We start from the raw sequence: 25,109 nt of genomic DNA, 5'->3' as shown, positions 1-25,109 counted from the left end.
TCGTGTGGGCACGGGAGGTGCCCTGTTCAGCGCTCATTGCGCCGTGGGTTCTTGGGATCACTGAGCGGCTGCCTGGTTGGAAGCCAGGCGTTCGTCGCGGTTACCGTCCGCACGCAGTTGCGCCACCCAGTCCTGGTTGAACTGGCTCAGGTCGCTGTGCATCGGCAGGTAGCGTTCGGGGAATTCCCACACCAGCAGCTTGGCCGGCGCCTTCTTGAAACCTTCGTCCTGCAGGAGTTCGAGCATCGGTTCCAGAGGGCCCTTGCCCTCCTTGGCGTAGTTGATGACGTCCGCCGAGAGCGCCTGTTTCAGCGCGCCGGCGAAGTTCCAGCGCGGGTTGGCGCTGTAGCTGGTGCCGACCAGAGCAACCTGCGGCTGGGCGCTGTCGCCGAACAGGTCGCCACCGCCGGCGCTGTCGTCGCTGGCGGCGGCTTCCTCGGCCGGGTGGGTCTGGCGCTGCTGCAGCTGGTCTTCTTCGGGCAGCAGGTTGGTGAACAGCGGGTCCAGGGGCAGGAAGGTCAGCAGATCGCCCTTGTGTGCGCCGCTCTTGCCGGCCTCGGTGACGAAACTCTGGGTCGGCAGGTTGGCGCCCTGGCCTGCACGGATGCTTTCGCCCAGGCGCTGGGCCACGGCTTCGGCGCCCAGCGGGGTCCAGTGGGTGTCGGTGCGCAGGAAGACCTGGCCGTTGTCCTTGGCCTTTTCCATCGTTTCCAGCAGCTCGGGCGCGGCCATGCCGGCCTGGCGAGCGCGCTGCAGGAAGTCGGTGTAGAGCGAGGCGTGCAGGGCTGCCGGCTGCTCCTTGCCGACGTACTCGGGATACAGGCGTGTCTTGGCCGGAATAATGGCCAGCACCAGCTTTACGCCGCGGCGTTCCAATTCCTGCTGCACGCCACGCACCAGTGCCCAGTTGTCGTCGAGCTGCTGCTGGGTGGGGGCCGGCTTGAACTCTTCATCGGTGAACAGCCAGCCGTCCTTGCCGATCACCACGCCGGGTCGGCCTTCGTCGAAAACGGTGTAGTCCAGCGCGGCCCAGAGATTGGTGCCCAGGCGCTTGATGGGGAATTCGTCGTCGTAATGGCCTTCAAAGGCGTGCGCCAGCTTGCCGTTGAGCACCGTGGTGCCCTCGGCGGCGGAGAAGCTGGGGAAGGCCTTCAGCGACCAGCCGGCAAGGCCCAGCAGCATCCCGCCGAAGGCGGCGATGTAGGCGTACTGAAGGGGCCTGGCGATTCTCTTGGTTTCTACTGACATGGTTGCCTCGCTCAGAACTGGAAGTAGAGGAACGGCGAGTAGCTCTGCGCCGAGAGCTTGAGCACCGAGGCGGCGAAGAGCAGGAGCAGGGCGACGCGGGTGGCCAGCAGCGGCAGCTGGGTCATCCAGTGCGGCTGGTAGACGGCGGCGCCGCTGGGCGAATAGGCAATGGCCGCCGGGTCCTGCTGGGCCATGGCCGGGGTGCGCGGCTGGGCGCTCGCCGGGCCGTCGGCATCGATCTGTTCGGTCTTCGCGGCGGCCTTGGGCGCCTTGCTCTGCATCGGCTGGTTATAGAACTGGCGCAGGCCGAAGAAGGCGAGCACGAGGTAGGCGATCACCAGGGTGCCGACCTGCAGGCCGGTGAGGCTGGCGCGGTTGAGCTCGGAGAGCTGCCAGTCGCCGAAACTGAACATGGCGGCGTACATGCGCCAGGCCACGTGCAGGTTCTCGGCGCGGAAGATCACCCAGCCGACGATCACCAGCAGGAAGGTGAATACCCACTTCAGCGGATTGAGCACGCGCGGCGCGGCATTCACGCCCAGTGCACGCTCGATGGCCAGCCACACGCCGTGCCAGGCGCCCCAGATGATGTAGGTGACGTTGGCGCCGTGCCACAGGCCGCCCAGCAGCATGGTGAGGAACAGGTTGCGGTAGGTCTGGAAGGTGGTGCCGCGGTTGCCGCCCAGGCTGATGTACAGGTAGTCGCGCAGCCAGGTGGAGAGGCTGATGTGCCAGCGCCGCCAGAACTCGGTGATGGACTGGCTGATGTAGGGCTGGTTGAAGTTCTCCATGAAGCGGAAGCCCATCATCAGGCCCAGGCCGATGGCCATGTCGCTGTAGCCGGAGAAGTCGAAGTACAGCTGCGCGGTATAGGCCAGCGCGCCGAGCCAGGCGTCACCGGTGGTGGGGTCCTGCAAGGCGAAGCAGTGGTCGGCCACCGCGGCCAGGGTGTCGGCGATGAACACCTTCTTGACGAAGCCCTGCATGAAGCGGGTGCAGCCTTCGGCGAACTTGTCGACGGTGTGGGTGCGGTGGTTGAACTGGTCCACCAGGTCCTTGAAGCGCAGCACGGGGCCGGCGATTAGGTGCGGGAAGATCGCCACGAAGGCCGCGAAGTCGATCAGGTTGTGCGTGGCCGGGGTGTCGCCGCGGTACACGTCGATGATGTAGCTGATCGATTCGAAGGTGTAGAAACTGATGCCGATGGGCAGCAGGATGTGGGTCAGCACGAAGGGCTGCATGCCGAACGAGATGATGATCTCGTTGAGGCTGTCGACGCCGAAGTTGGCGTACTTGAAGTAGCCCAGGACGCACAGGTCGACCACCACGCCCAGCAGCAGCCAGCGCTGGGCGGCCTTGGTGCGTACGCCGGCGGCGCCGATGCGCAGGCCGATCCAGTAGTTGAACACGGTGACGCCGGCGAACAGCAGGAGGAAGTCCACCCGCCACCAGGCGTAGAAAATGTAGCTGGCGACCAGCAACAGAAGGTTCCGGTAGCGGTTCCCGCTCAGGTAGTACAGGCCGAGGAAGACCGGCAGGAACAGGAACAGGAACACGTTGGAAGAAAAGACCATTCCGCGTCTCTCTCTGGAGCTTCAAACCTTGAGTGGCTCCGGACCTTCCGGCGTCTTCTCGACGCCCTGAGGAAAGGCCGGGGCAACCCGCCAATTCCTCCCCTGGTGGTGCTTAATCTGTTGCGCCCGCCCGCGTCTTTTTTGCGTGGGTCGGGTGGTGGTGCCGTGCCCCGCGTGTGCGGGATGGGTAGCTCTTTGTAGGAGCGAGCTTGCTCGCGAACCGCTCGGCGCTGGAGCTCTCGGAGACACTGTTCGCGAGCAAGCTCGCTCCTACAGGTCGCCGGCCGAATGACGCGAAGCGTTATCCGCCGTGGTTCGTGCCAGGCTCTCCGGCGGATAACCGCAAGCGGTCATGCGCCCTACGGGGACTGGTGCGTCTTCAGCTCCCCGCCCCCTGACGGTTGAAAACCTTGGTCACTTCACCCCCCAGGCGGAAGCTGTTGAACGGTTCCATCTTCTTCTTCCAGTCCTGGGTCTTGGGCGCGCAGCTGTAGAGCGCGCAGTAGGGTTCCAGCCAGGCGAACTTGCTGTTCTCCTTCAGGTCGGCCATGTCCTGGTCGTTACCGGTCTTCTGGTCGAACGCGTCCTGGTCGTCCACGCCTTGCATCACACGGTTGGCCAGGCGCTGCAGGGCACCGTTGTTTTCCTGGCGCAGGTCGACGCCGTTCACCTGGGCGAAGGCGGCGATCATGGTCAGCGGCGGCAGCGAGTAGTTGTGGTAGGAGAGGGCGCGCTGGCGGCGCTTGAGTTCGTTGGGCAGGTAGCCGTCGTTGTCCACCTGGTTGGCGGCGACCTTGAACTCCTGTACCGACCAGTCGAACAGGTCGCGGCGGTTGGTCACCACGGCAGTGGACATCACCGACCACGCGGCCCAGTAAGAGTGGTTGTTGATCTTCTTCAGCGGCAGGTCGCTCCAGTCGCGCACCACCTGGCTGCCCAGGGTGCTGAACCAGTTCTCGATCTCCTTCGACTGCTCGCCATAGGCGGCCAGCGGCCGGCTGCTGGAGAACTTCAGGCGCATGTAGGAGGACGACAGGCTGCCCAGCGCCCATTTGCGCATGGACTTGCCGGTGTGGTTGAAGTCAGTGCTCTCCAGCGCGCCGGCTTTTGCCCACGAATCCAGCCAGCTCATCGCGCAATCAAGGTCGCCCTTGTTGCCGCTGCGCATGTACTGGGTGATGAGCTTGGTGGCGCCGCGCTCCATGTCGGTGATGTCCTTGATCTGGGTGCGGAACTCCTTGTCCGCCTCCGCATTGAAGGTGGCGCGTGCCGAGTCCGAACCCTTGTACTTGCTGGTGAATTGCAGGCTGCCGGTGTACGGCGTGGGCGCGGTGGGGCAGCTGTCCGCATCCTTCTTGCTGCCTTTCTCACCGACGGCGGAGAAGTAGCCCGGCGGCGGCATCAGGTCGGCGGCGTAGGTGGTGCTTTCGCCGAACAGTGCGCCGAGCACCGCGATGGTCAGGCCGATGCGGGCGACGACGGGCGTCTTGATCTTGTGGAGGCTGGGCATGGTATTCGTCCCTCGCTTCAGTTGGCGGCCACGTCGGCCGACTTGGCTTTGGGCGTCTGACAGAGCTTGGCCTCGACTTCCAGGCCCGCCGGCATGTCGTCCGGCGCCTCGATCTCCAGGGAGAGGAACTGCTGGTTCGACCAGTCTTCGTCGTTGCGCAGCTCGAAGACGTAGCGTCCGCCGGTATCCACGGCCTTGGACTGCTCGATCTTCAGCTGCTCGCGACGACCGTTCATGTACCAGATGGTGTTCTTGAGCTCGTGCACGCCGGGGTCGGAGTAGGTGACGTCGGCGGTGTAGCTGCCCGAACGGATCGGCAGGGCGCCGCTGTTGAGCAGCACCTCGTTGCTGCCCGCGTGCAGCTTGATCTTGCGGCTGATGGCCGGCTTGCCGTCGGCACAGCCGTTGTCCACCAGCGGCATGGCCTGGCGGTAGAAACTCTTCTGCGCCATGTCGTAGTGGGTGGCGAATTCCCAGATGAGGATCTTCGGCGGCTTGTCGTGGAATTCCTTGCTGGTCATGTAGGCCAGCAGGGAGCTGTCGAAGCCGCCGCCGGACACGGCGTTGTTGAGGATGTCGACCTTGCCGTACTGCTCCAGGAAGCCGGCGAAGTTGTACGCCGGGCCGCTGTTGGACGTACCCACCAGCGCAACCTGGGCATCGCCGCCTTCACCGAACAGGTCGCCGCCGCCCGAATCGCCCACCGGCTCGGTCTCGAAGCGGTCGACGTACTGCGGTGCGTAGCTGCTGCCGCACAGTTGCGCGGCGGCCTTGTGGAAGGTGCCCAGCTTGGACAGCAGGCCCACGCGCTTGCTCTCGAATTCCTTCTTCGGAATGTCGTTGTAGGTGGGGATTTCCTTCAGGGTCTGGGCCACGATCTTCGCGCTGCGCATGGCGCCGTACGGGGTCCAGTGGTGGTCGCCCTTGAAGTAGTACGGGTGCTCCTGCTTCTCGTCGAACAGCGGGGAGAAGTCGGGGGTGTAGATGCCGGCCTTGCGGAACTGGGCGATGGTCGCCTGGTAGTTCTTTTTCGCCAGGTCGTAGTTGAAGCTGGCTTTCTCCTGCGGGTTGAGCTTCTCGCGGTTCACCAGGCCACGCGTGGGCTGGTAGACCACGACGAGGTCGATGCCCTTGCGCTTGAGTTCGTCGCGCAGTTGCTTGAGCTCGCGCCAGCCTTCGGCGCTGGTGCCGAAGTCGGTGCGCAGGTCGTAGGTGGTGCGGAACAGCCAATCTTCCTGGGCGGGCACCAGGTGGGTGAAGAAGCCCAGGTACTTGGTGTTGTAGGCCGCGTCGTTGGAGGCGGCGGGGCACAGGCCGGCGGCCGGTTGCGCGGTGTAGCTGGGCGCGTCGGCGGCGCCGGCCTGCTGCGCGATGAGCAGGGCGGCGGAGAGGCCCGACAGGCGCAGGAAATTGACGGTCATACGTTTCATGGTCGGTCGGTCCTCAGTTCTGCAGTTCGGCCTGGCTTTCGACGGGGTCGATCAGCACCGCGCGTTGCTGGCGCACCAGCAGGTCCAGGATCTGGTCCTGCTTCTCGCCAAGCACGCCGTTGAAGCTGATGCCGGAAGATTTGGTCGGGCCGAGCATGGCCACCTTGTAGAGCTCCAGCGACAGCGGCGAGTCCACCGACAGCGGGCCCGAGCCATTGCCGGCCAGCTTGCCGCCGACCACGATCAGCGAGACCTTGGTGTCGAAGGGGTCGAGGTCGATGTTGCGGTCGGTGTCGGTGAGGTCCTTGATGTGGCCGTAGACGCCGATCAGCTTGTTGCCCGCTGCGAGGTTCTCGTACAGGCGGATGTTCACGCTGTTACGGATGCGGATGCCGTGGCGCAGGTTGGCCAGCACCTGGTTGCCGTAGATGAGGTTGTCGCCGGACTCGTAGAGCGTGATGCCGTCGGAGTGGTTGCGGTACACCTCGTTGTAGGCCACCAGGTTGCGCTCGGAATTACGGTCCAGGACGATCCCGGAAAGGTGGTTGTCGTAGGTCTTGTTGTGGATGATCCAGCTGTCGTTGACCTCACGGGAAACGATGATGCCGTGCTTCTTCTTCGTCCCGTAGACGGTATTCTCGGCGATGACCAGACGGTGCGAGCGGTCATGCGGGTCGATGCCGTAGACGATGTTGTTCTTGTAGGTGTTGCCGCGCACCACCAGGTCGTCGGCCTCATAGCAATAGAAGCCGTACCAGGCGTCCTCGAAGGTCGAGCCGATCACCCAGCCTTTGGGGCGCGGGCGCTTCATGGTCTTGTCCATGCCCGGGCTGTACTGCGAGATGGAGATGCCGTAGGCCTTGGAAGCGTTGTAACCGAAACTGGTGAAATGGCTGTTCACCAGGTAGGCCTCGGCGCCACCCCAGGAGATCAGGAAGGGGCGGAACTCGTTGGGCGTCTTGTACCAGGCCGGTTCCTGCTTCGCCTCGTTCCAGGCGGTGACCTTGGTGTCGCGCACGAACAGCTTGCCGTCGTTGACCAGGAACGCGCCGCGATCCTGGGACAGGCGCAGTTCCTTGACCTTGCCGTCGATCTCCAGGGTTGCGCCCTGGCTGACGACGATGGGCAGGCGGGCGATGAACACGCCCGGCTCGGTCTGTTCCAGGGCCGTCTTGGGCAACTTGCCGGCCAGTTCCGCGAGGTTCACGTAGCCGCCGTCGATGAAGATTGCCTGGGGCATCTGGCGCTGGCGTTTCACCCACTCGGCGAGGCGGTTCTTGCCGCCGGTGAATTCTTTCAGAGGCTGCTGCTGGACCATGCGTTCAACGCGGGCTTGGCCGCGCTTGTTGCGCTCGATCTTCTTCTCTACCGCCTCGGCGGTGTAGCCGGAGAGGTCGGGCAGCTTGGGCGGCTCCAGGTGCAGCGGTTCGCTGGGGGCGGCGGTGACGGTGTAGTTGCCGGACTCCTTCAGCGTCTGGGTGTGGCCGGGTTCGGTGGCCGGGTGCTGTTCGGCGGAGTTGCCTTGAGCATCCTTGGCGGTGCTGGTCGCGGCCTTGGCCGCGGGCTGCGCCGCCCAGGCCGGCGCGCCGGCGCTGAGCAGGCCGCCGAGCAGCAGCGCGGTCAGCGGCAGGGCGTGTAACGGGTGGCGGTTCATGGCCGTTTCTCCTTGCGCGCGGGCCTCCACCGGGCACGCGACAACGCGCCGGGTACGGCGGAAAGCGAGCGTGGGTAAGTGGTGGAGGGTCATCGCTACAGTCCTCAGAAGCGCCAGATCACATCGACGAAGGCGTGGTGCATGGTCGAGTCGACGTGGCTACCGTAGGCGTCGCCGGGCTTGAACACGCCGCCGCGGAAGCGGATCAGTGCCGACGGCTCGTCGATCGCCTGGCTCATCGAGGCCGGCAGCAGGCCCTGCTTGAAGTACTTGGTGACGACCAGGTCGACTTCCTGGCCGACGTCTTTCGAGTCGTTGACCATCGGCGCGGTGATGCCGCTGTTGCCGATGTCGGAGTCGCCGTCCACGCGCCAGAACTTGTGGTACACCAGGCTCGCGTCGTAGTCCTCGCGCAGCTGCCAGGAGCCGAACAAGGTGGCGTCCTGGAGGTTCGAGAGTTCGCCGCGGAAGGCCTCGCCGAAGCGGTGCACGCGCGAGCGGGTGCCGGTGAAGTTGGAGCGGTTGCTTTCCAGGCCGGTCTGCTGGAACTGGTCCTCGCCGTCCTTGCCGCCGCCACTGCCACGGGCGTAGCCGATACCGGTCTTCCACTGTTCGTCGATGTTCCAGCGCAGGCCCAGGTCGACGCCGTAGGCGTTGACGTCGCCGCTCTGCTTGCCGGTGGCGATGCGGTCGTCGCCGACGGTGGTGCTGGTCAGGCGGTCGCGGTTGCCGGTCAGCCAGGTCGCGCTGGCCCAGTAGTTGAGCGGCATCTGCGAGCGGTAGTTGTAGGCGTCGCCGGTGGCTTCGATGCCCACCCAGGTGAGGTCACCGGTGTAGGTCTTGTCGAGCGAGTCGATCTCTTCGCCCGCATCCTTCAGGTGGCCACTGTCGTCGGCGTGGTGCAGGCGCAGACCGACCCAGTGGTTGGGTGCCCATTGCGTGGAGATGTCGCCGAAGAAGTGGGTACGGTCCTTGTCTTCCGGGGCCAGCTCGGTGAGGTCGGTACGGTATTCGGAGAAGCGCTGGGCGACGCCGGCGTGGGCGCGCAGCAGGGTGGTGTCGAAGGTCCAGTTCAGCGCTTCGATGTTGGTGTCCTGCCATTGGCCGCTGTCATCGCGCAGACGCTGGCGACCGAAGCGCAGGTGCTCGCCCGGATACTGGGTGAGGCCGGCATAGTCGACCCAGAATTCGCGCAGGGCCAGGTAGCTGTCGTCGCGCTCGCGGCCGTCGTCGCTGTTGTCGTCACCGTCGGCGCTGGCGTTGTCTTCCTGCAGGGTGTCGGTCTGGATGGTGTCGGTGGCGGTCACCGCCTGGCCCATGGTGTAGGCGCTCCAGTCGCCCCATTGGCCGAAGGCCCAGGGGCGCACGTCCAGGCCGAGGCCGTTGAGATCGCCGCCGTGGGCGGTGCCCAGGTCTCGGTCATCCTCGGATTCGGCGGTCACCTTGATGTCGATGCCGAAGTTCTTGGGTGGCTCTTCCGCCGCGTGGGCGAGGCTGCCGAACAGGGTGCCGGCGAGGCTCAGGCCAACGCCGAGCATGGCGGGGAACAGGCGGGCGCGGCGAACAGCAGAAGCCAGAGCACGCGGTTGAACGCCATCGACGAGAGCAAACAGCGGAGTGGTCATCGGGTCGGTGCGCTTCATAGATTTTCTTGTTCCTGGTTGTTCTGCAGAAGGCTGACGGTGGCTTGCCAGTTGGCGCCGCGAGCCTGTTCTTCACGCTTGAGCAGTTGTTGCGCGGCGCTGCGGTCGGCTGGCTGGATCTGCGGTTCGATCTGCGCCATCAGGTCGCTGGCGGTGGGCACCTGCTGGCGCTGGGCGAGTTCGCCGAAGACGTAGGCATTGACCAGGTTCGGGCGCACACCGCGGCCCTGCGAATAGAGTTGGGCGAGGGCCATGTCGGCGCTGGCCTGGCCGGCACGGGCGGCAATCAGCAGGTGGTCCACGGCTTTCTGCGGGTAGACCTGGCCGAGGAAACCACGGCGGTAGATCTGGCCCAGGTAGTAGTGCGCCTGGGGCTCGCTGGCGGCGGCCTTGAGCAGGTGCTGCTCGGCCTTCTGCGGCTCCTGCGGGGCCCACTTGCCGTCATAGTAGAGTCGTCCGAGCAGCAGCTCGGCGCGGGGCTGGGCGGCGTCCTGGGCCTTCTTCAGGTAGTCGAGCATCTGGTCGAGGTCGCCCAGGTCGGGGTTGTCGTATTGCAGCTTGGCCAGGCTGACCCAGGCGGCCGGATAGGTCGGCGCGATTTCGGTGAGCAGTGCCTGCGCGGCTTGCGGGTCGGCGGTGCCGATGTTCGGATCGGCCAGCACGCCGGCCACCGATTCGACGCGCTCGGAGGGTACGCGGCCGGCCTTCCAGCCTGCCTTCAGCGCTTCGATATGGGCTTTCTGCTTATCCGCATTGCCCTGCTTCTGGTACACGGTGGCCAGCTCCATCCAGCACACGTCCATGCGGTTCAGCCAGCGCTGGCAGACCTGCTCGACTTCGGTCAGGTGCTGGTCGTAGGTGCCCTGGGTGCGGTACAGGATGATCTGCGCCAGGTCCGCCTGTGGCAGGCCCTGGGCGCGCCACTGGTCGATACGCTGTTGCGGGTTCACGTTCGGCCAGGCCTGTGGGTACTGCAGGTAGAGGACGATCAAAGGCACCAGCGCGCTGTCCTCGCCTTCGTTGAAGGCTCGGCTCAGCAGTTGCTCGGCTTCGCGGTGCTCGGCGTCAGTGCCGCCGGGCTTGGCCGCCAGCCATTTGCCCAGGCGGGCGCGGGCGCGTGGGGAGCTTTCGGCGGCTTCGCGGTAGAGCTTCTCGGCGCGCGCCTGTTCGTCAGGGTCGCCAGTGGCGGCCTGCATGTCGGCCAGTCCGACCTGTGCGTCGGCGTAACCCAGGGTCGCCAGGGCCTGGAAGTTGGCCTGGGCGGTGGCGATGTCGCCGCGCTCCAGGGCTTCCTGGGCCAGTCGCTGGTCGGGCAGGCCGGCGCAACCGGCGGCTGCGGCGATGGCCAGTGCCAGAGCCAGATGCGGGGCGTGTCGGAAGACAGGTCGATTCATGCGGGCGGTCCTCTTAGCGGGCGGTGGCCAGGGCCATCGCCTTGTTCAGCAGGGTGCGGCCTGGCAGGCCGCCGATGCTGACTTCAGTCGGTCGGCCAGCCATCTGGCTGTCGAGCGGCTGGTCGGGGGTGATCTGCACGCGGATTTCCGAGGACAGGTCACCGTCCACCGGCGCGGTGCGCAGGATGCGGCCGCCGCGCACTTCGCTGTCGCCGGCGACCTGGAAGTTCACGTGGGTGCCCGGCGAAAGCTCGGCGGCGTTGCGGTAGGGGAAGCGCGCCTCGACGGTGGCGGTGCTGTCGCGCGGGGTCAGGGTGAAGATCACGTCGCCCTTGTTGGCGAACTGGCCGTTGGCGACGCGCTGCTCGACCACGCGGCAGTCGCACGGGCTGGTCAGGGTGCCCTTCATCTGGTGGCCGAAGAGCTTCTCGATGTTGCTCGGGTTGAGCTGTTCTTCGGTCAGGTTGCCCTTGAGCAGGTCCAGCAGGTTGGCGGAGAAGGAAGCGATCGGCGCGCCCTTGGCGACTTCCGCGCCCGGCTCCACCAGGCTTTCCACGGTGCCTTCGCGGGGCATGGTGATCTGCTGGTTGGCCACGCTGACCACGCCCGAGTCGGCGTGGGTGACGAAGTACAGGTTGTAGATCTGGTTGAGGATCACCGCGAAGGCGCCGACACCGACTACGAAGATCGCCGTGCTCACGGTGACCGCGCGGAAGCGCCCGAAGAAGCCCATGCCACCGGAGCCGGCACCGTGCTTTCGGGCCTTGGTGAAGTTCTCGCGCTGCAGGGTGTTGAGCATGTCGCCCACGCTGACCACTTCACCGGCCAGGTAGGAGGTGATCAGGTAGCGCAGGGCGGCGATCTCGCGCGGCTTCAGGTGCTGGAATTCGCAGCCGACGCGGCCGCTGTCGCGGTCGAAGGAGCGCACCTGGAATTCCACTTCCAGGGAGAAGCTGATGCTGTCGATCTGGAACAGCAGCTTGCCTTTGTGCAGGTCGCCGACCTGCACCGGCGTGCCGCTGGTGCTGAAGGCGAAGCCACCGGCGGACAGGTCCAGCAGGCGCGCATCGACGCCTTCGCGGTTGCCACCGATGTAGCGGATGCGCGCGGGCAGCTTGACCCGTGCGTGCTGGCGCTGGGCTTCGGATTCATGCACGACATTGACGTTGACGGCGGTATTCATGGGGTCGAGTCCTGTTCGTAGCTAAAAGGGGCGTGGCTAAAGGGAGCCTTCAGACGATGGTCAGCAGTACGGCGACGAAAACGCTGGCCGCGGAAAAGGTCATGGCGCGCGAGGACCAGGTGTTGAACCAGCGCTGGAAGCTGGCCAGGCCGCGATCGAGCTTGGTGTTCTGGCGGGTCCAGGACTGCTGGTCGAGGCGGAAGAACACGTAGATCTTCACCAGGGCGCCGACGATCTGGTTGTAATAAAGAATTGCGGGATAGGCCGGCCCGATGTGATGGCCCGACAGCGACAGCAGCAGGGTCAGCACGAAGCGGGTGATGCCGATCCACAGCAGGTAGATGAGCAGGTAGGCGATGCTGTACTTGATGCTGGCGATGATCGCGGCGACCAGGCCCAGCAGGCAGGTCCACATCGACAGGCGCTGGTCGAACAGCACCACGCTGGTGAACCAGCCCAGGCGTTGCGGGCCCAGGGCCAGGGCGCGGGAGTTCTGCCGCAGGTTGTTGCCGTACCAGCGGAACATCAGCTTGCGGCTGGCCTTGATGAAGCTCTTCTCCGGCGGGTGCTCGACCGTGTTGATCGCCGCGTCCGGCACGTAGAAGGTGTCGTAGCCCAGGCGCATCAGGCTGTACCAGCTGGACTTGTCGTCACCGGTAAGGAACTGGAAGCGGCCCAGGCGCCAGTGGTCCAGGTGATCGCTTTCCACGTCGGTGATGAAGTCCGGATCGGTGACCACCGCGGCGCGGAACACCGACATGCGACCGGTCATGGTCAGTACGCGCTTGGACAGGGCCATCGAGCACATGTTGATGTGGCGCTGGGCGAAACGCAGCTTGTGCCACTCGCTCATGATGTAGCTGCCGCGCACTTCGCAGAATTCGTTGGTGGTCAGACCGCCGACGTTGGGGAAGAGCTTGAACCAGGGCACGGTCTTCTTGACCACGCCAGGTTCCAGCACGGTGTCGCCATCGATCACCGCGACTACCGCGTGCTCGTCCGGCAGGTGGCGGGAGATGGCGCGGAAGCCGTGGGCCAGGCCGTCACGCTTGCCGGTGCCGGGGATGCGCACGAAGTCGAGTTCGACGTGGTCCGGTGGGTTGAGCTTCTGCCACTGCTGCTTGATCAGCACCTCGTCGGACATCTCGACGATTGAGCACACCACGGTAGTGGGGTAGCCGCAGGCAATGGCTTCTTCGATGACCGAGCGATAGACCATGGAGGTGGTCAGCGCGTCGATACGGAAACTGGTGACCATCAGGTACACGTGGGACGGGTCGGCCGCATCGCCGAGCTTGCGTACCTTGCGGCGGTAGTGCGGGTAGACCCCATAGAGGAACAGCATGCCGCGCAGGAAGTGCAGGCCGCCCATGGAATAGCGCCAGATACCGACTGCGCCGATCAGCAGCAGGAAGTCCTTGGATTCGGCGTCGAATACGGTGGGCGGCACGAGCAGTGCCAGCAGCATCAGCAGGCCGAGGAAGACCAGCCAGCCGGTGGCTTCACCGATCACGCGTTTGTAGGTTTCCATCATCGAAATCCGTCTGTCGCTTGGTGGGCGGGTGGCTCTTGTAGGAGCGAGCTTGCTCGCGAACCCGCCTGGCACACTGGTGCCGTCGGATAGTTCATTCGCGAGCAAGGACTAGGCGTCCCCCTCGCTCCTACGAAGAGCTGGTGGCGCTTACCAGCAGATGCCTTCGGCACGCTCGTCGCTGACGCTCGGCATGAAGCCGATCAGGTCGACGACCTTCTTGCCTTCAGGCGCCTTGTTCACCACGTCGACGAACAGCTCGTCACCGTTGCCCAGCACCAGGACGTCGGAGGACTTCACGACCGCGTCCAGGTCCGAGACCAGCAGCGAGGAGACGTGCGGGATCTTCGATTCGATGTACTCCTTGTTCGCGCCATGGACGCGGGCGTACTCGACGTTGCGGTCGAAGATCTGCAACTCGTAGCCCTTGCCGATGAGCATCTCGGCCAGTTCCACCAGTGGGCTTTCGCGCAGGTCGTCGGTACCGGACTTGAACGACAGGCCGAGCAGGCCGACCTTGCGGCTGCCGTGGGCGGCGATGATGTCGAAGGCCTTCTGTACCTGGTGCTGGTTGCTGCGCATGATCGAGCCGAGCATCGGGTGTTCGATGTCCAGCTGGCTGGCGCGGTAGGTCAGGGCGCGTACGTCCTTGGGCAGGCAGGAGCCACCGAAGGCGAAGCCGGGCTTCATGTAGTAGCGCGAGAGGTTCAGCTTGCGGTCCTGGCAGATCACGTCCATCACTTCGCGGCCATCGACGCCGACGGCCTTGGCGATGTTGCCGATCTCGTTGGCGAAGGTGACCTTGGCGGCATGCCAGACGTTGCAGGTGTACTTGATCATCTCCGCGACCTCGATGGTCTTGCGGATGATCGGCGCGTCCAGCTCGCGGTAGATTTCTTCCAGCAGGTCGCCGGTCTGGGCGTCCAGCTCACCGATGACGGTCATCGGCGGGAAGTCGTAGTCCTTGATCGCGGTGGATTCGCGCAGGAATTCCGGGTTGGTGCCCACGCCGAAGTCGGCGCCGGCCTTCTTGCCCGAGCAGTCCTCGATGATCGGGATCACCACGTTGTTGACGGTGCCCGGCAGCACGGTGCTGCGCACGACCACGGTGTGACGCTCTTTCTTCTCGCGGATGGCGTAGCCGATCTCGCGGCAGACGGACTCGATGTAGCCCAGGTCCAGGTCGCCGTTCTTCTTGCTCGGGGTACCGACGCAGATGAACGACACGTCGGTGTCCAGTACGGCCTTCTTGAAGTCGGTGGTGCCGGACAGGCGGCCGGTACGGATGCCCTGCTGCAGCAGCGGCTCCAGGCCCGGTTCGACGATGGGCGACTTCCCATTGTTGATCAGATCGATCTTGGTGGTGGACACATCCACCCCAACGACTTCATGGCCTCGTGCGGACAGGCAGCCGGCACATACTGCGCCAACATACCCAAGACCAAAGATGCTGATACGCATCGCATTCACCTCTTCAATGGTCGAACTGTTTAAAGTTGCCCGGTAGGGCGATTTTTAAAGGCTGCAAGAACCCGCGGAAGATGCTCTTTCGAGTTCTTCCGTACTTCCTTTCAGGCAGGCATGGGAATCGAATGCTAAACTTTCGAGCACAGTCTTGGCGCAAACTTTGAATGTTTGCCCTGTTATGTTTCAGGCAGATGGCAATGTTGGTGCGGTGTCTGCCTGGCGTGCTCCAGTTTGGTTAGATGATTGCCTCGTCATCTGAAAAGTTCATTTGTTTCATTGGGTTATGGTTGTTGGCTGAATCGAAAAGATCTGATCGAAATAACCTTGTAACCAAAATCCAAATTTCCATCGAGTCACTTTTGCGTAGCCATCGATGGTCGTTGCGCAAATAGGATTTATCTCAAATGCGGTTAGTTCCTTGCGCCGATTTTTCCGCTGAAAAGAATTGAAATATCTAATTGATATCACTTGATGCTGGATTAATGGCCATTCGCGACTTGGTCTTTCCAGTGCAAACTGCATGGTTGGGGAAAGTTCCATTGAATTTTTCGTTAAAAACGACCGTGTATCGTCGGTAAGACATTCGTTCAGCTGTCGTTCAGCTTTCTCTCTTGCAAAGTGCAATCGTGAAATGCATGTCATGGCCAAGGGCTGTTAATGGCCAATGGATTACAAGGCAGGGAGCGAATCAGGACGATTTCCATCCTTCCGACGGGTTCGGGGGTCCGAAAAAATTTCTCACGATTAATCCTGAAGCAGACGAACGGTCATTTTGTCCCTTTTTGTCGTGTGGACTTCAGGGGGTGTTTTGAGCAGGAAACGTACAGTCGGAGCCCTGGTGACCGGGTGGTTCCATGGTCAATGGCTTACAGGCCACTTGGTATCAGGGGCTTTTCTGAGGAGCGAGCGGCGGGCGGGGTAGCGACCTTGTAGGGCGCATAACGCGCCAGCGTTATCCGCCACGGATGAGCCGGCGAATAACCTGTTCCAGGTTGTGCGTCCTACCGAAGCTCGCGCGCCTACCCGGTAAACGAGGTCGAAACGAAAACGGGAGCCCCAGGGCTCCCGTTTGGTGCAGCGCAAATGCTGGATCAGTCTTCGGCGTGATCGCGCAGGAACACCAGCTGGTCGGCCTTGGAGTGCTCGGCGCTGTAGGCGTAGCCCGCGTAGTTGAAGTCCTTCAGGCCTTCGGGGTTGGTCAGGCGTTCCTTGATCACGTAGCGCGCCATCATTCCGCGGGCCTTCTTGGCGTAGAAGCTGATGATCTTGTACTGGCCGTTCTTCAGGTCCTTGAACTCAGTGTCGATCACCCGTGCGTTGAGGGCCTTGCGCTTCACCGCACCGAAATACTCGTTGGAAGCCAGGTTCAGCAATACGTCGTCGCCCTGTTCGGCCAGGGACTCGTTCAGCCAACCGCTGATGCGCTCGCCCCAGAAGGCGTAGAGGTCCTTGCCCCGGCCGTTGGCCAGCTTGGTGCCCATTTCCAGGCGATACGGCTGCATCAGGTCCAGCGGGCGAAGCACGCCATAGAGGCCGGAGAGCATCCGCAGGTGGCGCTGGGCGAAGTCGAAGTCGTCCTCGCTGAAGTCCTCGGCCTGCATGCCGGTATAGACATCACCCTTGAAGGCCAGCAGTGCCTGCTTGGCGTTGGCGGGGGTGAAGTCCGGGTGCCAGCTGCCGAAGCGCGCAGCATTCAGGCCGGCGAGCTTGTCCGACAGGTGCATCAGCTCGGCGATCTGCGCCGGGGCCAGTTCCCGCAGGATACCGATCAGCTCCTGGGCGTCGTCCAGGTGTTCGGGCAGGGTAAAGCGCTGCGTCACCGGCGCGGTGTCGTAGTCCAGGGTCTTGGCGGGGGAAATCACCATCAGCATCGTGCGGTCTCCTACAAGCGAGCGGCGATTGTAAGGAGTCGCGGGCGTTGGCTCCACCTATGGGGACGATTAGCGTCGGGCGAATCGTGGGATCGACATCTATAGAGACGGGCAGGGTGGAGCTTGGGGGACGAGTGCCGGAGTAGGCGCTGCGTATGGGGCTAAGAGACTGATCTGGCGAAAAAAGAGGAGGGCGTTACGAGGGGTAAGACTCCTAAAACTAGCGCTGTCCGAGGCCGTCGCCAAGGTATTTCGTCGTACGACGAAAAAAACCTTCCTAGGAAGGAAAAAGACTTTTTATCGTCATGTTTTTTCCTGTATTTCTGGAGTCGTAGACCGCCGAACCCTGCAGACAGGTGGCGGCCCCGGCCCGGCCAGTCCCTTGTATGCAGTGCTCTCGAATCCTGCCGATCCCAGGAGCCCGAGAGCCGGTGGCTCACCGCACGGCGGAGCGCTGTAAAGGCATTCCGTCGTAACGCTCCTACAAGAGGTGACCTGCGTATGGATGACCACGGACGCTCCCGCCCCACCCAGCCCACCCTGTACGTCCTTGATACCAACGTCCTGATCCACGATCCCAACGCCTTGCTGAACTTCCAGGAGCACCACGTCGCGATCCCGATGACGGTGCTGGAGGAACTGGACAAGCTCAAGACCGGCAAACACACCGTGGCCGCGGAATGCCGCCAGGCAATCCGTCTCATCGACTCGGTACTGGGCGAGGCCTCGCCCGATCAGGTAGAGGATGGCGTGCCCATCCAGCGCGGCAAGAGCGGGCCGTGCGGCAGCCTGTCGATCCTCATGAGCAAGCGCGCCGAGCCGATCACCTGGCTGCCCGAGCACCTCAACGACAACAAGATCATCAATCAGCTGGTGGAGCTGAAGAGTCGCCACAGCAGCAAGCGTGTGGTGCTGGTCACCAAGGACATCAACATGCGCCTGAAGGCGCGTGCCTGCGGGGTATTTGCCGAGGACTACCACACCGACCAACTGGTCGATGACATCAACCTGCTGTCGCGTGGCTACCACTCGCTGAATGGGTCGTTCTGGGACCGTGTCAGCAAGGTGGAGACCCGCCAGGATCGAGGTCGCACCTGGCATCGCGTGCAACTCACCGACAACCTGCCGGCGGTGCACATCAACGAGTTCATCGTCGATGAGCAGGGTTTCGTCGGCTGGATCAAGGGTATCGACCAGGACGAACTGACCATCCTCGACCTGCACCAGGAACCGCTGCTGCACCAGGAGGCATGGGGCCTGCGTCCGCGCGATGTGTACCAGTCGCTGGCGCTGTACGCGTTGCTGGACCCGGACATCCACCTGGTCAACCTGTCCGGCGCCGCCGGCTCGGGCAAGACCATCCTTGCCCTGGCTGCCGCCATCGAGCAGACCATGGTCACCAAACGCTACAAGCGCATCATCGCGACCCGCAGCGTGCAGGGCCTGGACGAGGACATTGGCTTCCTGCCCGGTACCGAGGCGGAGAAGATGGAGCCCTGGCTCGGCGCGATCACCGACAACCTCGAAGCGCTGCATTCGGATGATGAGTGCACCCATGGCAGCGTCGACTACATCCTCAGCAAGGTGCCGCTGCAGTTCAAATCGCTGAACTACATCCGCGGCCGCAGCTTCCAGCAGAGCCTGATCCTGATCGACGAGTGCCAGAACCTCACCCCGCACCAGATGAAGACCATCATCACCCGCGCGGGCAACGGTTCGAAGGTTATCTGCCTGGGCAACCTGGCGCAGATCGATACCCCCTACCTGTCGGCCACCAGCTCCGGCCTGACCTACCTGACCGAACGCTTCAAGGACTTCCCCCACGGCGTGCACGTGACCCTGCAAGGGGTGCCGCGCTCCGTACTGGCGGAATTCGCCGAAGCGCACATGTAAGCCTTCCGCTTACTCAGCAGGGCCCGCCATCTGGCGGGCCTTCTATTTCCCGGATACGTCCGGTGTAAACGAAGGCTGAAGCCTGCACGGTTTGCTCCCTCTCCCTTCAGGGAGAGGGAACCGTTGGGCAGAGGGCGCAAGCTGGCAGCCAGTCGGATACACCGTCGAACAGGGTGCGGACGGAGAGACTTGAACTCTCACCGCACATATACCTCTTCTTGTATACAATCCTCCCCCCAACGCGCCGCTCGCCGGTCTGCCAGCCCCGCGCGTCGGGGTTAAACTGTTCCCCTGATTCTCCGGAGAGTGCCCACCCGTGCTGACCCATCTCGATTCCCAGGGCCGCGCCAACATGGTCGATGTCACCGAAAAAGCCGTGACGTCCCGTGAGGCCGTGGCCGAAGCCCGGGTGCGCATGCTCCCGGCGACCCTGCAGCTGATCCAGGACGGCGGCCACCCCAAGGGCGACGTATTCGCCGTGGCGCGCATCGCCGGCATCCAGGCGGCGAAGAGGACCCATGAACTGATCCCGCTGTGCCATCCGTTGCTGCTCACCAGCGTGAAGGTCGAACTGGTCGCCGAGGGGGAAGACACCGTGCACATCGTCGCCCGCTGCAAGCTGGCCGGACAGACCGGTGTGGAGATGGAGGCGCTGACCGCCGCCAGCGTCGCCGCGCTGACCATCTACGACATGTGCAAGGCCGTGGACCGCGGCATGACCATCGAAAGCGTACGCCTGCTGGAGAAGCTCGGCGGCAAGAGCGGGCACTACCTGGTCAACGATGGCGTAGCAGGAGACACCCCATGATCCGCGTGCAGTACTTCGCCCGCTACCGTGAAGCCCTCGGCCTGGAGGGCGAGCAGCTGAACTGGAGCCAATCCCTGGCCAGCCTCGATGACCTGCGGCGCCTGCTGCTGGAGCGCGGTGGTGCCTGGGACGTGCTCGGCGAGCAGAACCTGATGTGCGCGCGTAACCAGGAACTGTGTTCCTTGGACGAGCCTCTCGTCGACGGCGACGAAGTGGCGTTCTTCCCCACCGTGACCGGAGGCTGAGCCCATGGCGATCCGCGTCCAGCCGGCGGCGTTCGATCCGGGCGCCGAACTCAACGCGATGCACGCCGCCAACGTCGGCGTCGGTGCGGTGGTCGGCTTCGTCGGCTACGTGCGTGATTTCAACGATGGCCGCGAAGTGGGTGGCATGTTCCTCGAACACTACGCCGGCATGACCGAGAAGGCGCTGGCGAAGATCGAGGTCGAGGCCAACGAGCGCTGGCCGCTTCTGCGCCTGGAAATCCTCCACCGCATCGGTCGCCTGGAGCCGGGCGAGCCCATCGTTTTCGTCGGTGCGGCCAGCGCCCACCGACAGGCGGCGTTCGATGCCTGCAACTTCGTCATGGACTACCTGAAGACCCGCGCGCCATTCTGGAAGAAGGAAGACACCACCGACGGCCCGCGCTGGGTCGAGGGCCGTTGCAGCGACCAGGCTGCCGCCGACCGCTGGAAGAGCTGAGTCCGTCGCCTGTGCATCTGTGAACCCATGGGCGGCGGATAACGCCTGAGCCGTTATCCGCCCTGTGGATAGGCGATTCCTGGTGTTGAGGCCAGGCCTGCTCCGGAGCCAGGCGTAGGGCGCTTGAAGCGGCACGCTTTATCCGCGACTGCGCATCCACATTCGGATGAAAGAGAGGGAGCGTCTGCGCGCCGACCGGTGGCGATGCCCCGCACGCGCCGGGGCAGTACCTCCTAGGAGGAATGGGCGGTAAGGAGGAAGGGGCGCAGGCTGGCGCCAGCCCTTTTTGCTCCGAATCGGAGAGCCCCTCATGAGCCATCTCAGCACCCCGGACTTCCAGCCGCTGGAGATCGCTGTCCTCACCGTCAGCGACACCCGCAGCCTGCACAACGACACCTCCGGCCAGGCCCTGGTGACCTCGTTGCAACGGGCCGGACACGCCCTCGCCGAGCGCCGGCTGGTCATCGACGACATCTACCAGATCCGCGCCGTGGTCTCGGCCTGGCTTGCCGATCCCAAGGTCCAGGTCGGCCTGATCACCGGCGGTACCGGCTTCACCGCCCGCGACAACACCCCTCAAGCCGTCGCGCCTTTGCTCGAGCGCACCGTGGACGGCTTCGGCGAGCTGTTCCGGCAGATTTCCCGCGAGGAAATCGGCACTTCCACGATCCAGTCCCGCGCTATCGCCGGCATCACCAACGGCACCCTGATCTGCTGCCTGCCCGGCTCCACCGGCGCCTGCCTGACCGCCTGGGAAAAGATCCTGGTGCAGCAGTTGGACAGCCGCACCAAACCCTGCAATTTCGTCCCCCATCTCAAGCGCCTGCCCGAGCGCCCGGTGCTGGCCTGCGGTACACGCTCATGAGCGCCTGCGGCTGTTCCGGTTCCGGCCTGCGCCCGGTGGACGAGGCCATCGCCGCGCTGATGGATTTCGTTCCCCCGGCGCCGCCGACTGTGTGTGTCGACCTGGAGGAGGCTCTGGGCCGCATCCTGGCCGAGGACATTCACTCACCTATCGACCTGCCGCTTTGGGACAACAGCGCGATGGACGGCTACGCCCTGCGCAGCGCCGACATGGGGTCGACGGGTGCGAGACTGAAGATCGCCGGCTGTATTGCTGCCGGCGATGCTGCCCAGGTCGAACTGCAACCCGGCCAGGCCATGCGCATCTTCACCGGCGCGCCGTTGCCGCCGGGGGCGGACAGCGTGATCGCCCAGGAAGACTGCGAGGTCGACGGCGACTGGCTGCAGGTGCCCGTGGTCGAGCACGGCAGCCATGTTCGCTGTCGCGGCGAAGAGCTGTGTGTAGGCGATGCCTTGCTGAGTGCCGGGAAGAAACTGCGCGCCCAGGACCTCGGCCTGATGGCCAGCGTCGGCCTGGACCGCGTCAGCGTTTATCGCCCGCTGCGCGTCTGCCTGCTGAGCAGCGGCGACGAGCTGCGCGAGCCTGGTGAGTCGCTTGCCCCAGGGCAGATCTACAACGCCAACCGCTTCAGCGTCGGTGCGTTGCTGCGCGGCTGGGGCGTCGAGGTACATGACTACGGTGTGCTCGCCGACACCCTGGCAGCCAGCCGCGATGCGCTGAGCCTCGCCGCGTCCGAATGGGATGTGCTGATCACCAGCGGCGGGGTATCGGTGGGCGACCGCGACTACCTCAAGCAGGCGATCCGCGAGCTGGGCGAACTGCACCTGTGGAAGCTGAAGATGCAGCCGGGCAAACCGCTGGCATTCGGCAGCATCGCCGGCAAACCGTGGATCGGCCTGCCGGGGAATCCGGCTGCCGCGCTGGTCACGGCACTGGTGGTGGCGCGACCGTTCCTCTGGCGTGCCCAGGGGCGTAGCGTGGTCGATACGCTGCCGGTCACGTTGCCGGCGGGCTTCGACTGGCCCACGGCCAACTCGCGGCGCCAGTACCTGCGCGCGCGCCTGGAACTCGGCGGCGACGGCGTGGCAGGCATCTGCCTGCACCCGCAGCAGGGCTCGGCCATGCTGCGTGCGGCGAGCTGGGCCGATGGCCTGGCGGTGGTGGAGGCCGGGCGCACCCTGCACGCCGGCGAGCCGCTGCCTTTCCTGTCTTTCAGCGAACTCGGCGCCTGACGCCGTTCCCGGCTGCCGGCGGGGGCCGGCGGCCTCCGTACTGCCCGGGGGAAGCATGCAACTGGTCTGCCCGGCGGGAAGTCTGCCCGCCTTGAAATCGGCCCTGCGCGAAGGCGCCGACGCCATCTACGTCGGCTTTCGTGATGACACCAACGCCCGGCACTTCGCCGGCCTCAACCTCGATGACCGCCAGCTGCGCCAGGGCGTGGAACTTATCCACAGCGCCGGCAAGCAGATGTACGTGGCGGTCAACACCTATCCCGGCGCGGCCGGCTGGTCCCGCTGGCAACGCGCGGTGGACCACGCCGCGGACCTGGGCGTGGATGCACTGATTGCCGCTGACTGTGCGGTGCTCGGCTACGCCGCCAGGCGCCACCCGAACCTCGCGCTGCATCTCTCGGTACAGGGCTCGGCCACCAATGTGGCGGCGCTGGCGTTCTACCACGAGCGCTATGGCATCCGCCGCGCCGTGCTGCCGCGCGTGCTGTCGCTGGCGCAGGTGCGCCAGGTGGCGGCGAACAGCCCGGTGCCCATCGAAGTCTTCGCCTTCGGCAGCCTGTGCATCATGGCCGAGGGCCGCTGCCACCTGTCCTCCTATGTCACCGGCGAGTCGCCGAATCTCTGCGGCGTCTGTTCGCCGGCGAAGGCGGTGCGCTGGAGCGAGGAGCCCGAAGGCCTGACCTCGCGTCTCAATGACGTACTGATCGACCGTTATGCGCCGAATGAGCCGGCAGGCTACCCGACCCTGTGCAAGGGCCGCTTCGTGGTCAACGGCGAACGCTTCCATGCCCTGGAAGAACCCACCAGCCTGAACACCATCGACCTGATTCCACAGTTGGCGGAAATCGGCGTCGCAGCGGTGAAGATCGAGGGTCGGCAACGCAGCCCGGCCTATGTCGAGCAGGTCACCCGCGTCTGGCGCCAGGCGCTGGATGCGTGGCAGCGCGCACCGGAGAACTACCGCGCGCTGACGCAATGGCAGGACGCCCTGGACAAGCTTTCCGAAGGCCACCAGACGACCCTGGGCGCCTACCATCGCTCCTGGCAATGAGGACCTCGTGATGAAACTCAGCCTGGGACCGGTGCTGTTCTACTGGGACCGCCGGACACTCCTGGATTTTTATGCGCAGATGGCCGAGCAGCCGCTGGACGCCATCACTATCGGCGAGACCGTCTGCTCCAAACGCCGCGCCATGTCGCTCGACAACTGGCTGGGCCTGGGGCGCGAGCTGCAGCAGCAGAGCGGGGCGCAAATCCTCATCTCGGGGCTGGCGCTGATCGAGGCGGCCTCCGAGCTGTCGTCGCTGCGTCGCCTCTGCGCCAACGGCGAACTGCAGGTCGAGGCAAGCGACATGGGGGCGGTGCAGATTCTCAGTACCCTGGGCGTCGAATTCGTCGGCGGGCCCGCGCTCAATGTCTACAACGGCCATACGCTGGCTGAGCTGCACGCCGCCGGCTTGCGCCGCTGGGTGCCGCCGGTAGAATGCTCCGGCGAGCAGATCCATGCCGTGATCGAGCAGGCGCGCGAGCTGGGCATCACCGAGGTGGAGACCGAAGTGTTCGCCTATGGCCATCTGCCGCTGGCGTACTCGGCGCGCTGCTTCACTGCGCGGGCGGAGAACCGGCCCAAGGACGACTGCCAGTTCTGCTGCATGAACTACCCCGAAGGCATGCCGATGCTGAGCCAGGAAGGCATGCCGCTGTTCACGCTCAACGGAATCCAGACGATGTCCGGCGAGGTCAGCAATCTGCTGGCGGACTATGCCTCGCTGCGTGATTGTGGCGCCGATCTGCTGCGCCTGAGCCCGCGTGCGGAAGGCATGGTGGAGGTCGTGCAGGCTTTCGACCAGGTGCGCAAGGGTGCCAAGCCGCCGCTGGCGGTGGTGGGATGCAACGGATACTGGCATGGTCGACCGGGCATGCTGCGCAGTGATGAGGTGAACCTGTGCTGACACTCGAAACCAGTGCCCTGCGCGCCGCCGACCGCCTGCTGCCGCTGGCCGCACGCGTCCCTTCGGGGCTGCAGCGCGCCATTCTGCAGCGCGCCGCCAACCGCTTGTTCGCCGAGCCCCTGGCAGACGGTGCCTTCGACATCCTCGACGGCCACTGGCTGCGTCTGGAAGTGAATGATCTCGGCCTGGGTTGGAGCCTCACGCGCGGCCGCGATGGCCTGCGCTTCGCCGATGCCTGCACACCCAGTGTGACCATCCGTGGCAGCTGGCGCGACTTCCTGCTGCTGGCGGGCCGGCAGGAGGACCCGGACACGCTGTTTTTCCGGCGTCGTCTGGTGATCGAGGGCGATACCGAACTGGGGCTGGCGGTGAAGAACCTGATCGATAGTCTCGATCCGGACAGCCTGCCGTCCTGGCTGTGGCGCGCCATGCGCCGCGCCAGCCAGGTAGTACAGGAAAACGCCTGAGCCGCTCCCGTAGGATGGGTGGAGCTTGCGATACCCATGCTGTCCTGGCGCGCCAATTGATGGGTATCGCTGCGCTCCACCCATCCTACGTCGGCGTCTGTTCTTTCGTCCTGCGCGGTGGCGGCTCAGGCCGGGGTGCGTACGAGGAACTGCAGTTCCTCGTAGAGCATCTCGAAGTCCTGCACCGGCGCATCCTGCCCGTAACGTTTCTTCAGGCCGTATTCGGTCAGGGTGATCTCGTGGTCGGCTTTCACCCCGTGGCGTGCCAGGCAGCTCTGCACGCAGTGCAGGTGGCAGCCGTCCACGGCGATGATCGGCCGGCCGGAGCAGGCTTTCTTCACCAGCGCCGGGACGTCGCCGCCGACTCCTGCAATGCAGGACATCTCCGCCAGGCCGTCACGGTCCAGGCGCAGGGCAAGGTCGTTGGCCAACTGCGCGAGATTGGAGCAGCCGGAGCAGGAATACACGAGGGGCAGGTGCGGCGAGGGCGGCATGGGGACCTCCAGGGTGAGTCCCGCAGTGTCCTGCCGCCATGGACTGGCGCGACATGATCTGAATCAAGTCGGCGAGCTGGCTACTACCAGGGAGGTAGGGCGCATAAAGCGGAACGCTTTATCCGCCGTCAGACCCGATGGCGAATAACGCCGTTGGCGTTATTCGCCCTACAAATTGCGGCTGTCATCGA

At 64.6% G+C, this 25,109-nt stretch carries 22 protein-coding genes; 9 read left to right on the top strand and 13 right to left on the bottom strand.

Features of this window, described 5'->3' with window-relative positions:
* Nucleotides 1-57: 57 nt before the first annotated feature.
* From ACKI1H_RS29785 to yaaA, 12 genes are all read right to left on the bottom strand, one after another.
* Complete coding sequence (locus tag ACKI1H_RS29785; RefSeq protein WP_138521990.1) at nt 58-1,248, bottom strand: alginate O-acetyltransferase; 1,191 nt, start codon at nt 1,246-1,248, stop codon at nt 58-60.
* An 11-nt stretch (nt 1,249-1,259) separates the two neighbouring features.
* Entirely contained in the window at nt 1,260-2,822 is a 1,563-nt protein-coding gene (locus ACKI1H_RS29780) for an MBOAT family O-acyltransferase (protein ID WP_440467195.1), read from the bottom strand.
* Nucleotides 2,823-3,201: 379 nt separating this feature from the next.
* Complete coding sequence (locus ACKI1H_RS29775; RefSeq protein WP_138522378.1) at nt 3,202-4,314, bottom strand: mannuronate-specific alginate lyase; 1,113 nt, start codon at nt 4,312-4,314, stop codon at nt 3,202-3,204.
* A 35-nt stretch (nt 4,315-4,349) separates the two neighbouring features.
* Nucleotides 4,350-5,762 carry an alginate O-acetyltransferase gene (locus tag ACKI1H_RS29770; RefSeq protein WP_440467194.1) on the bottom strand — a complete coding sequence of 471 codons (1,413 nt, stop codon included), beginning with the start codon at nt 5,760-5,762 and terminating at the stop codon, nt 4,350-4,352.
* 13 nt (nt 5,763-5,775) lie between these two features.
* The gene (algG, locus tag ACKI1H_RS29765; RefSeq protein WP_440467193.1) at nt 5,776-7,416 is read right to left on the bottom strand and encodes a mannuronan 5-epimerase AlgG; all 1,641 of its coding nucleotides are present in this window, start codon (nt 7,414-7,416) and stop codon (nt 5,776-5,778) included.
* 104 nt (nt 7,417-7,520) lie between these two features.
* Nucleotides 7,521-8,954 carry an alginate export family protein gene (locus ACKI1H_RS29760; RefSeq protein WP_440468927.1) on the bottom strand — a complete coding sequence of 478 codons (1,434 nt, stop codon included), beginning with the start codon at nt 8,952-8,954 and terminating at the stop codon, nt 7,521-7,523.
* Between the two features lie 101 nt (nt 8,955-9,055).
* Nucleotides 9,056-10,453 carry an alginate biosynthesis TPR repeat lipoprotein AlgK gene (gene algK, locus ACKI1H_RS29755; protein WP_440467192.1) on the bottom strand — a complete coding sequence of 466 codons (1,398 nt, stop codon included), beginning with the start codon at nt 10,451-10,453 and terminating at the stop codon, nt 9,056-9,058.
* A 13-nt stretch (nt 10,454-10,466) separates the two neighbouring features.
* The gene (locus ACKI1H_RS29750; protein ID WP_138521980.1) at nt 10,467-11,636 is read right to left on the bottom strand and encodes an alginate biosynthesis protein Alg44; all 1,170 of its coding nucleotides are present in this window, start codon (nt 11,634-11,636) and stop codon (nt 10,467-10,469) included.
* A 49-nt stretch (nt 11,637-11,685) separates the two neighbouring features.
* Nucleotides 11,686-13,170, bottom strand: coding sequence for a mannuronan synthase (gene alg8 / locus ACKI1H_RS29745; RefSeq protein ID WP_138521978.1), 1,485 nt, complete (start codon nt 13,168-13,170; stop codon nt 11,686-11,688).
* A gap of 147 nt (nt 13,171-13,317) precedes the next feature.
* Nucleotides 13,318-14,628: a GDP-mannose 6-dehydrogenase gene (gene algD / locus ACKI1H_RS29740; RefSeq protein WP_138521976.1), complete on the bottom strand. Its 1,311-nt coding sequence runs from the start codon at nt 14,626-14,628 to the stop codon at nt 13,318-13,320.
* A gap of 279 nt (nt 14,629-14,907) precedes the next feature.
* A complete protein-coding gene (locus tag ACKI1H_RS29735) occupies nt 14,908-15,174 on the bottom strand; it encodes a hypothetical protein (protein WP_280055642.1) in 267 nt (88 codons plus the stop codon).
* Nucleotides 15,175-15,725: 551 nt separating this feature from the next.
* Nucleotides 15,726-16,505, bottom strand: a complete 780-nt coding sequence (yaaA, locus tag ACKI1H_RS29730) for a peroxide stress protein YaaA (RefSeq protein WP_138526676.1) — start codon at nt 16,503-16,505, stop codon at nt 15,726-15,728.
* A gap of 501 nt (nt 16,506-17,006) precedes the next feature.
* On the opposite strand from yaaA, the gene ACKI1H_RS29725 reads away from it, so the two are divergent.
* The 9 genes from ACKI1H_RS29725 to ubiT all read left to right on the top strand — a co-directional run bounded on the left by ACKI1H_RS29725 (nt 17,007) and on the right by ubiT (nt 24,424).
* The gene (locus tag ACKI1H_RS29725) at nt 17,007-18,398 is read left to right on the top strand and encodes a PhoH family protein (RefSeq protein ID WP_138526677.1); all 1,392 of its coding nucleotides are present in this window, start codon (nt 17,007-17,009) and stop codon (nt 18,396-18,398) included.
* Nucleotides 18,399-18,714: 316 nt separating this feature from the next.
* Nucleotides 18,715-19,206, top strand: a complete 492-nt coding sequence (moaC, locus tag ACKI1H_RS29720; protein WP_138526678.1) for a cyclic pyranopterin monophosphate synthase MoaC — start codon at nt 18,715-18,717, stop codon at nt 19,204-19,206.
* On the top strand, nt 19,203-19,451 hold the full coding sequence (locus tag ACKI1H_RS29715) for a MoaD/ThiS family protein (protein WP_138526679.1): 249 nt from the start codon (nt 19,203-19,205) through the stop codon (nt 19,449-19,451). The genes moaC and ACKI1H_RS29715 overlap by 4 nt, the downstream gene beginning before the upstream one ends.
* A 4-nt stretch (nt 19,452-19,455) precedes the next feature.
* Complete coding sequence (moaE, locus tag ACKI1H_RS29710; protein ID WP_138526680.1) at nt 19,456-19,908, top strand: molybdopterin synthase catalytic subunit MoaE; 453 nt, start codon at nt 19,456-19,458, stop codon at nt 19,906-19,908.
* Between the two features lie 310 nt (nt 19,909-20,218).
* Entirely contained in the window at nt 20,219-20,773 is a 555-nt protein-coding gene (gene moaB, locus ACKI1H_RS29705) for a molybdenum cofactor biosynthesis protein B (RefSeq protein WP_440467191.1), read from the top strand.
* Nucleotides 20,770-22,005, top strand: a complete 1,236-nt coding sequence (locus ACKI1H_RS29700; protein WP_440467190.1) for a molybdopterin molybdotransferase MoeA — start codon at nt 20,770-20,772, stop codon at nt 22,003-22,005. The genes moaB and ACKI1H_RS29700 overlap by 4 nt, the downstream gene beginning before the upstream one ends.
* Nucleotides 22,006-22,060: 55 nt before the next feature.
* Nucleotides 22,061-23,056, top strand: coding sequence for a ubiquinone anaerobic biosynthesis protein UbiU (gene ubiU / locus ACKI1H_RS29695; RefSeq protein WP_440467189.1), 996 nt, complete (start codon nt 22,061-22,063; stop codon nt 23,054-23,056).
* 10 nt (nt 23,057-23,066) lie between these two features.
* On the top strand, nt 23,067-23,957 hold the full coding sequence (locus tag ACKI1H_RS29690) for a U32 family peptidase (protein ID WP_440467188.1): 891 nt from the start codon (nt 23,067-23,069) through the stop codon (nt 23,955-23,957).
* Nucleotides 23,951-24,424: a ubiquinone anaerobic biosynthesis accessory factor UbiT gene (gene ubiT / locus ACKI1H_RS29685; protein ID WP_138526685.1), complete on the top strand. Its 474-nt coding sequence runs from the start codon at nt 23,951-23,953 to the stop codon at nt 24,422-24,424. Before ACKI1H_RS29690 ends, ubiT begins: the two co-directional genes overlap by 7 nt.
* A gap of 125 nt (nt 24,425-24,549) precedes the next feature.
* On the opposite strand, the gene ACKI1H_RS29680 is transcribed toward ubiT, so the two are convergent.
* The gene (locus tag ACKI1H_RS29680; RefSeq protein WP_138526686.1) at nt 24,550-24,918 is read right to left on the bottom strand and encodes a putative zinc-binding protein; all 369 of its coding nucleotides are present in this window, start codon (nt 24,916-24,918) and stop codon (nt 24,550-24,552) included.
* Between the last annotated feature and the right edge of the window lie 191 nt (nt 24,919-25,109).

It is taken from the genome of Pseudomonas sp. YH-1, assembly GCF_051990045.1.
Taxonomy (GTDB): Bacteria; Pseudomonadota; Gammaproteobacteria; order Pseudomonadales; family Pseudomonadaceae; genus Pseudomonas; species Pseudomonas nicosulfuronedens.
The sequence above is the reverse complement of the archived record's forward strand: the minus strand, read 5'-3'. Positions and strand labels throughout refer to the sequence as shown.

Coding starts and splice junctions, on each gene's coding strand:
- ACKI1H_RS29785 (WP_138521990.1), bottom strand. CDS start 1,248: ATGTCAGTAGAAACCAAGAGAATCGCCAGGCCCCTTCAGTACGCCTAC.
- ACKI1H_RS29780 (WP_440467195.1), bottom strand. CDS start 2,822: ATGGTCTTTTCTTCCAACGTGTTCCTGTTCCTGTTCCTGCCGGTCTTC.
- ACKI1H_RS29770 (WP_440467194.1), bottom strand. CDS start 5,762: ATGAAACGTATGACCGTCAATTTCCTGCGCCTGTCGGGCCTCTCCGCC.
- algG (WP_440467193.1), bottom strand. CDS start 7,416: ATGAACCGCCACCCGTTACACGCCCTGCCGCTGACCGCGCTGCTGCTC.
- ACKI1H_RS29760 (WP_440468927.1), bottom strand. CDS start 8,954: ATGCTCGGCGTTGGCCTGAGCCTCGCCGGCACCCTGTTCGGCAGCCTC.
- algK (WP_440467192.1), bottom strand. CDS start 10,453: ATGAATCGACCTGTCTTCCGACACGCCCCGCATCTGGCTCTGGCACTG.
- ACKI1H_RS29750 (WP_138521980.1), bottom strand. CDS start 11,636: ATGAATACCGCCGTCAACGTCAATGTCGTGCATGAATCCGAAGCCCAG.
- alg8 (WP_138521978.1), bottom strand. CDS start 13,170: ATGATGGAAACCTACAAACGCGTGATCGGTGAAGCCACCGGCTGGCTG.
- algD (WP_138521976.1), bottom strand. CDS start 14,628: ATGCGTATCAGCATCTTTGGTCTTGGGTATGTTGGCGCAGTATGTGCC.
- ACKI1H_RS29735 (WP_280055642.1), bottom strand. CDS start 15,174: ATGGAACTTTCCCCAACCATGCAGTTTGCACTGGAAAGACCAAGTCGC.
- yaaA (WP_138526676.1), bottom strand. CDS start 16,505: ATGCTGATGGTGATTTCCCCCGCCAAGACCCTGGACTACGACACCGCG.
- ACKI1H_RS29725 (WP_138526677.1), top strand. CDS start 17,007: ATGGATGACCACGGACGCTCCCGCCCCACCCAGCCCACCCTGTACGTC.
- ACKI1H_RS29715 (WP_138526679.1), top strand. CDS start 19,203: ATGATCCGCGTGCAGTACTTCGCCCGCTACCGTGAAGCCCTCGGCCTG.
- moaE (WP_138526680.1), top strand. CDS start 19,456: ATGGCGATCCGCGTCCAGCCGGCGGCGTTCGATCCGGGCGCCGAACTC.
- moaB (WP_440467191.1), top strand. CDS start 20,219: ATGAGCCATCTCAGCACCCCGGACTTCCAGCCGCTGGAGATCGCTGTC.
- ACKI1H_RS29700 (WP_440467190.1), top strand. CDS start 20,770: ATGAGCGCCTGCGGCTGTTCCGGTTCCGGCCTGCGCCCGGTGGACGAG.
- ubiU (WP_440467189.1), top strand. CDS start 22,061: ATGCAACTGGTCTGCCCGGCGGGAAGTCTGCCCGCCTTGAAATCGGCC.
- ACKI1H_RS29690 (WP_440467188.1), top strand. CDS start 23,067: ATGAAACTCAGCCTGGGACCGGTGCTGTTCTACTGGGACCGCCGGACA.
- ACKI1H_RS29680 (WP_138526686.1), bottom strand. CDS start 24,918: ATGCCGCCCTCGCCGCACCTGCCCCTCGTGTATTCCTGCTCCGGCTGC.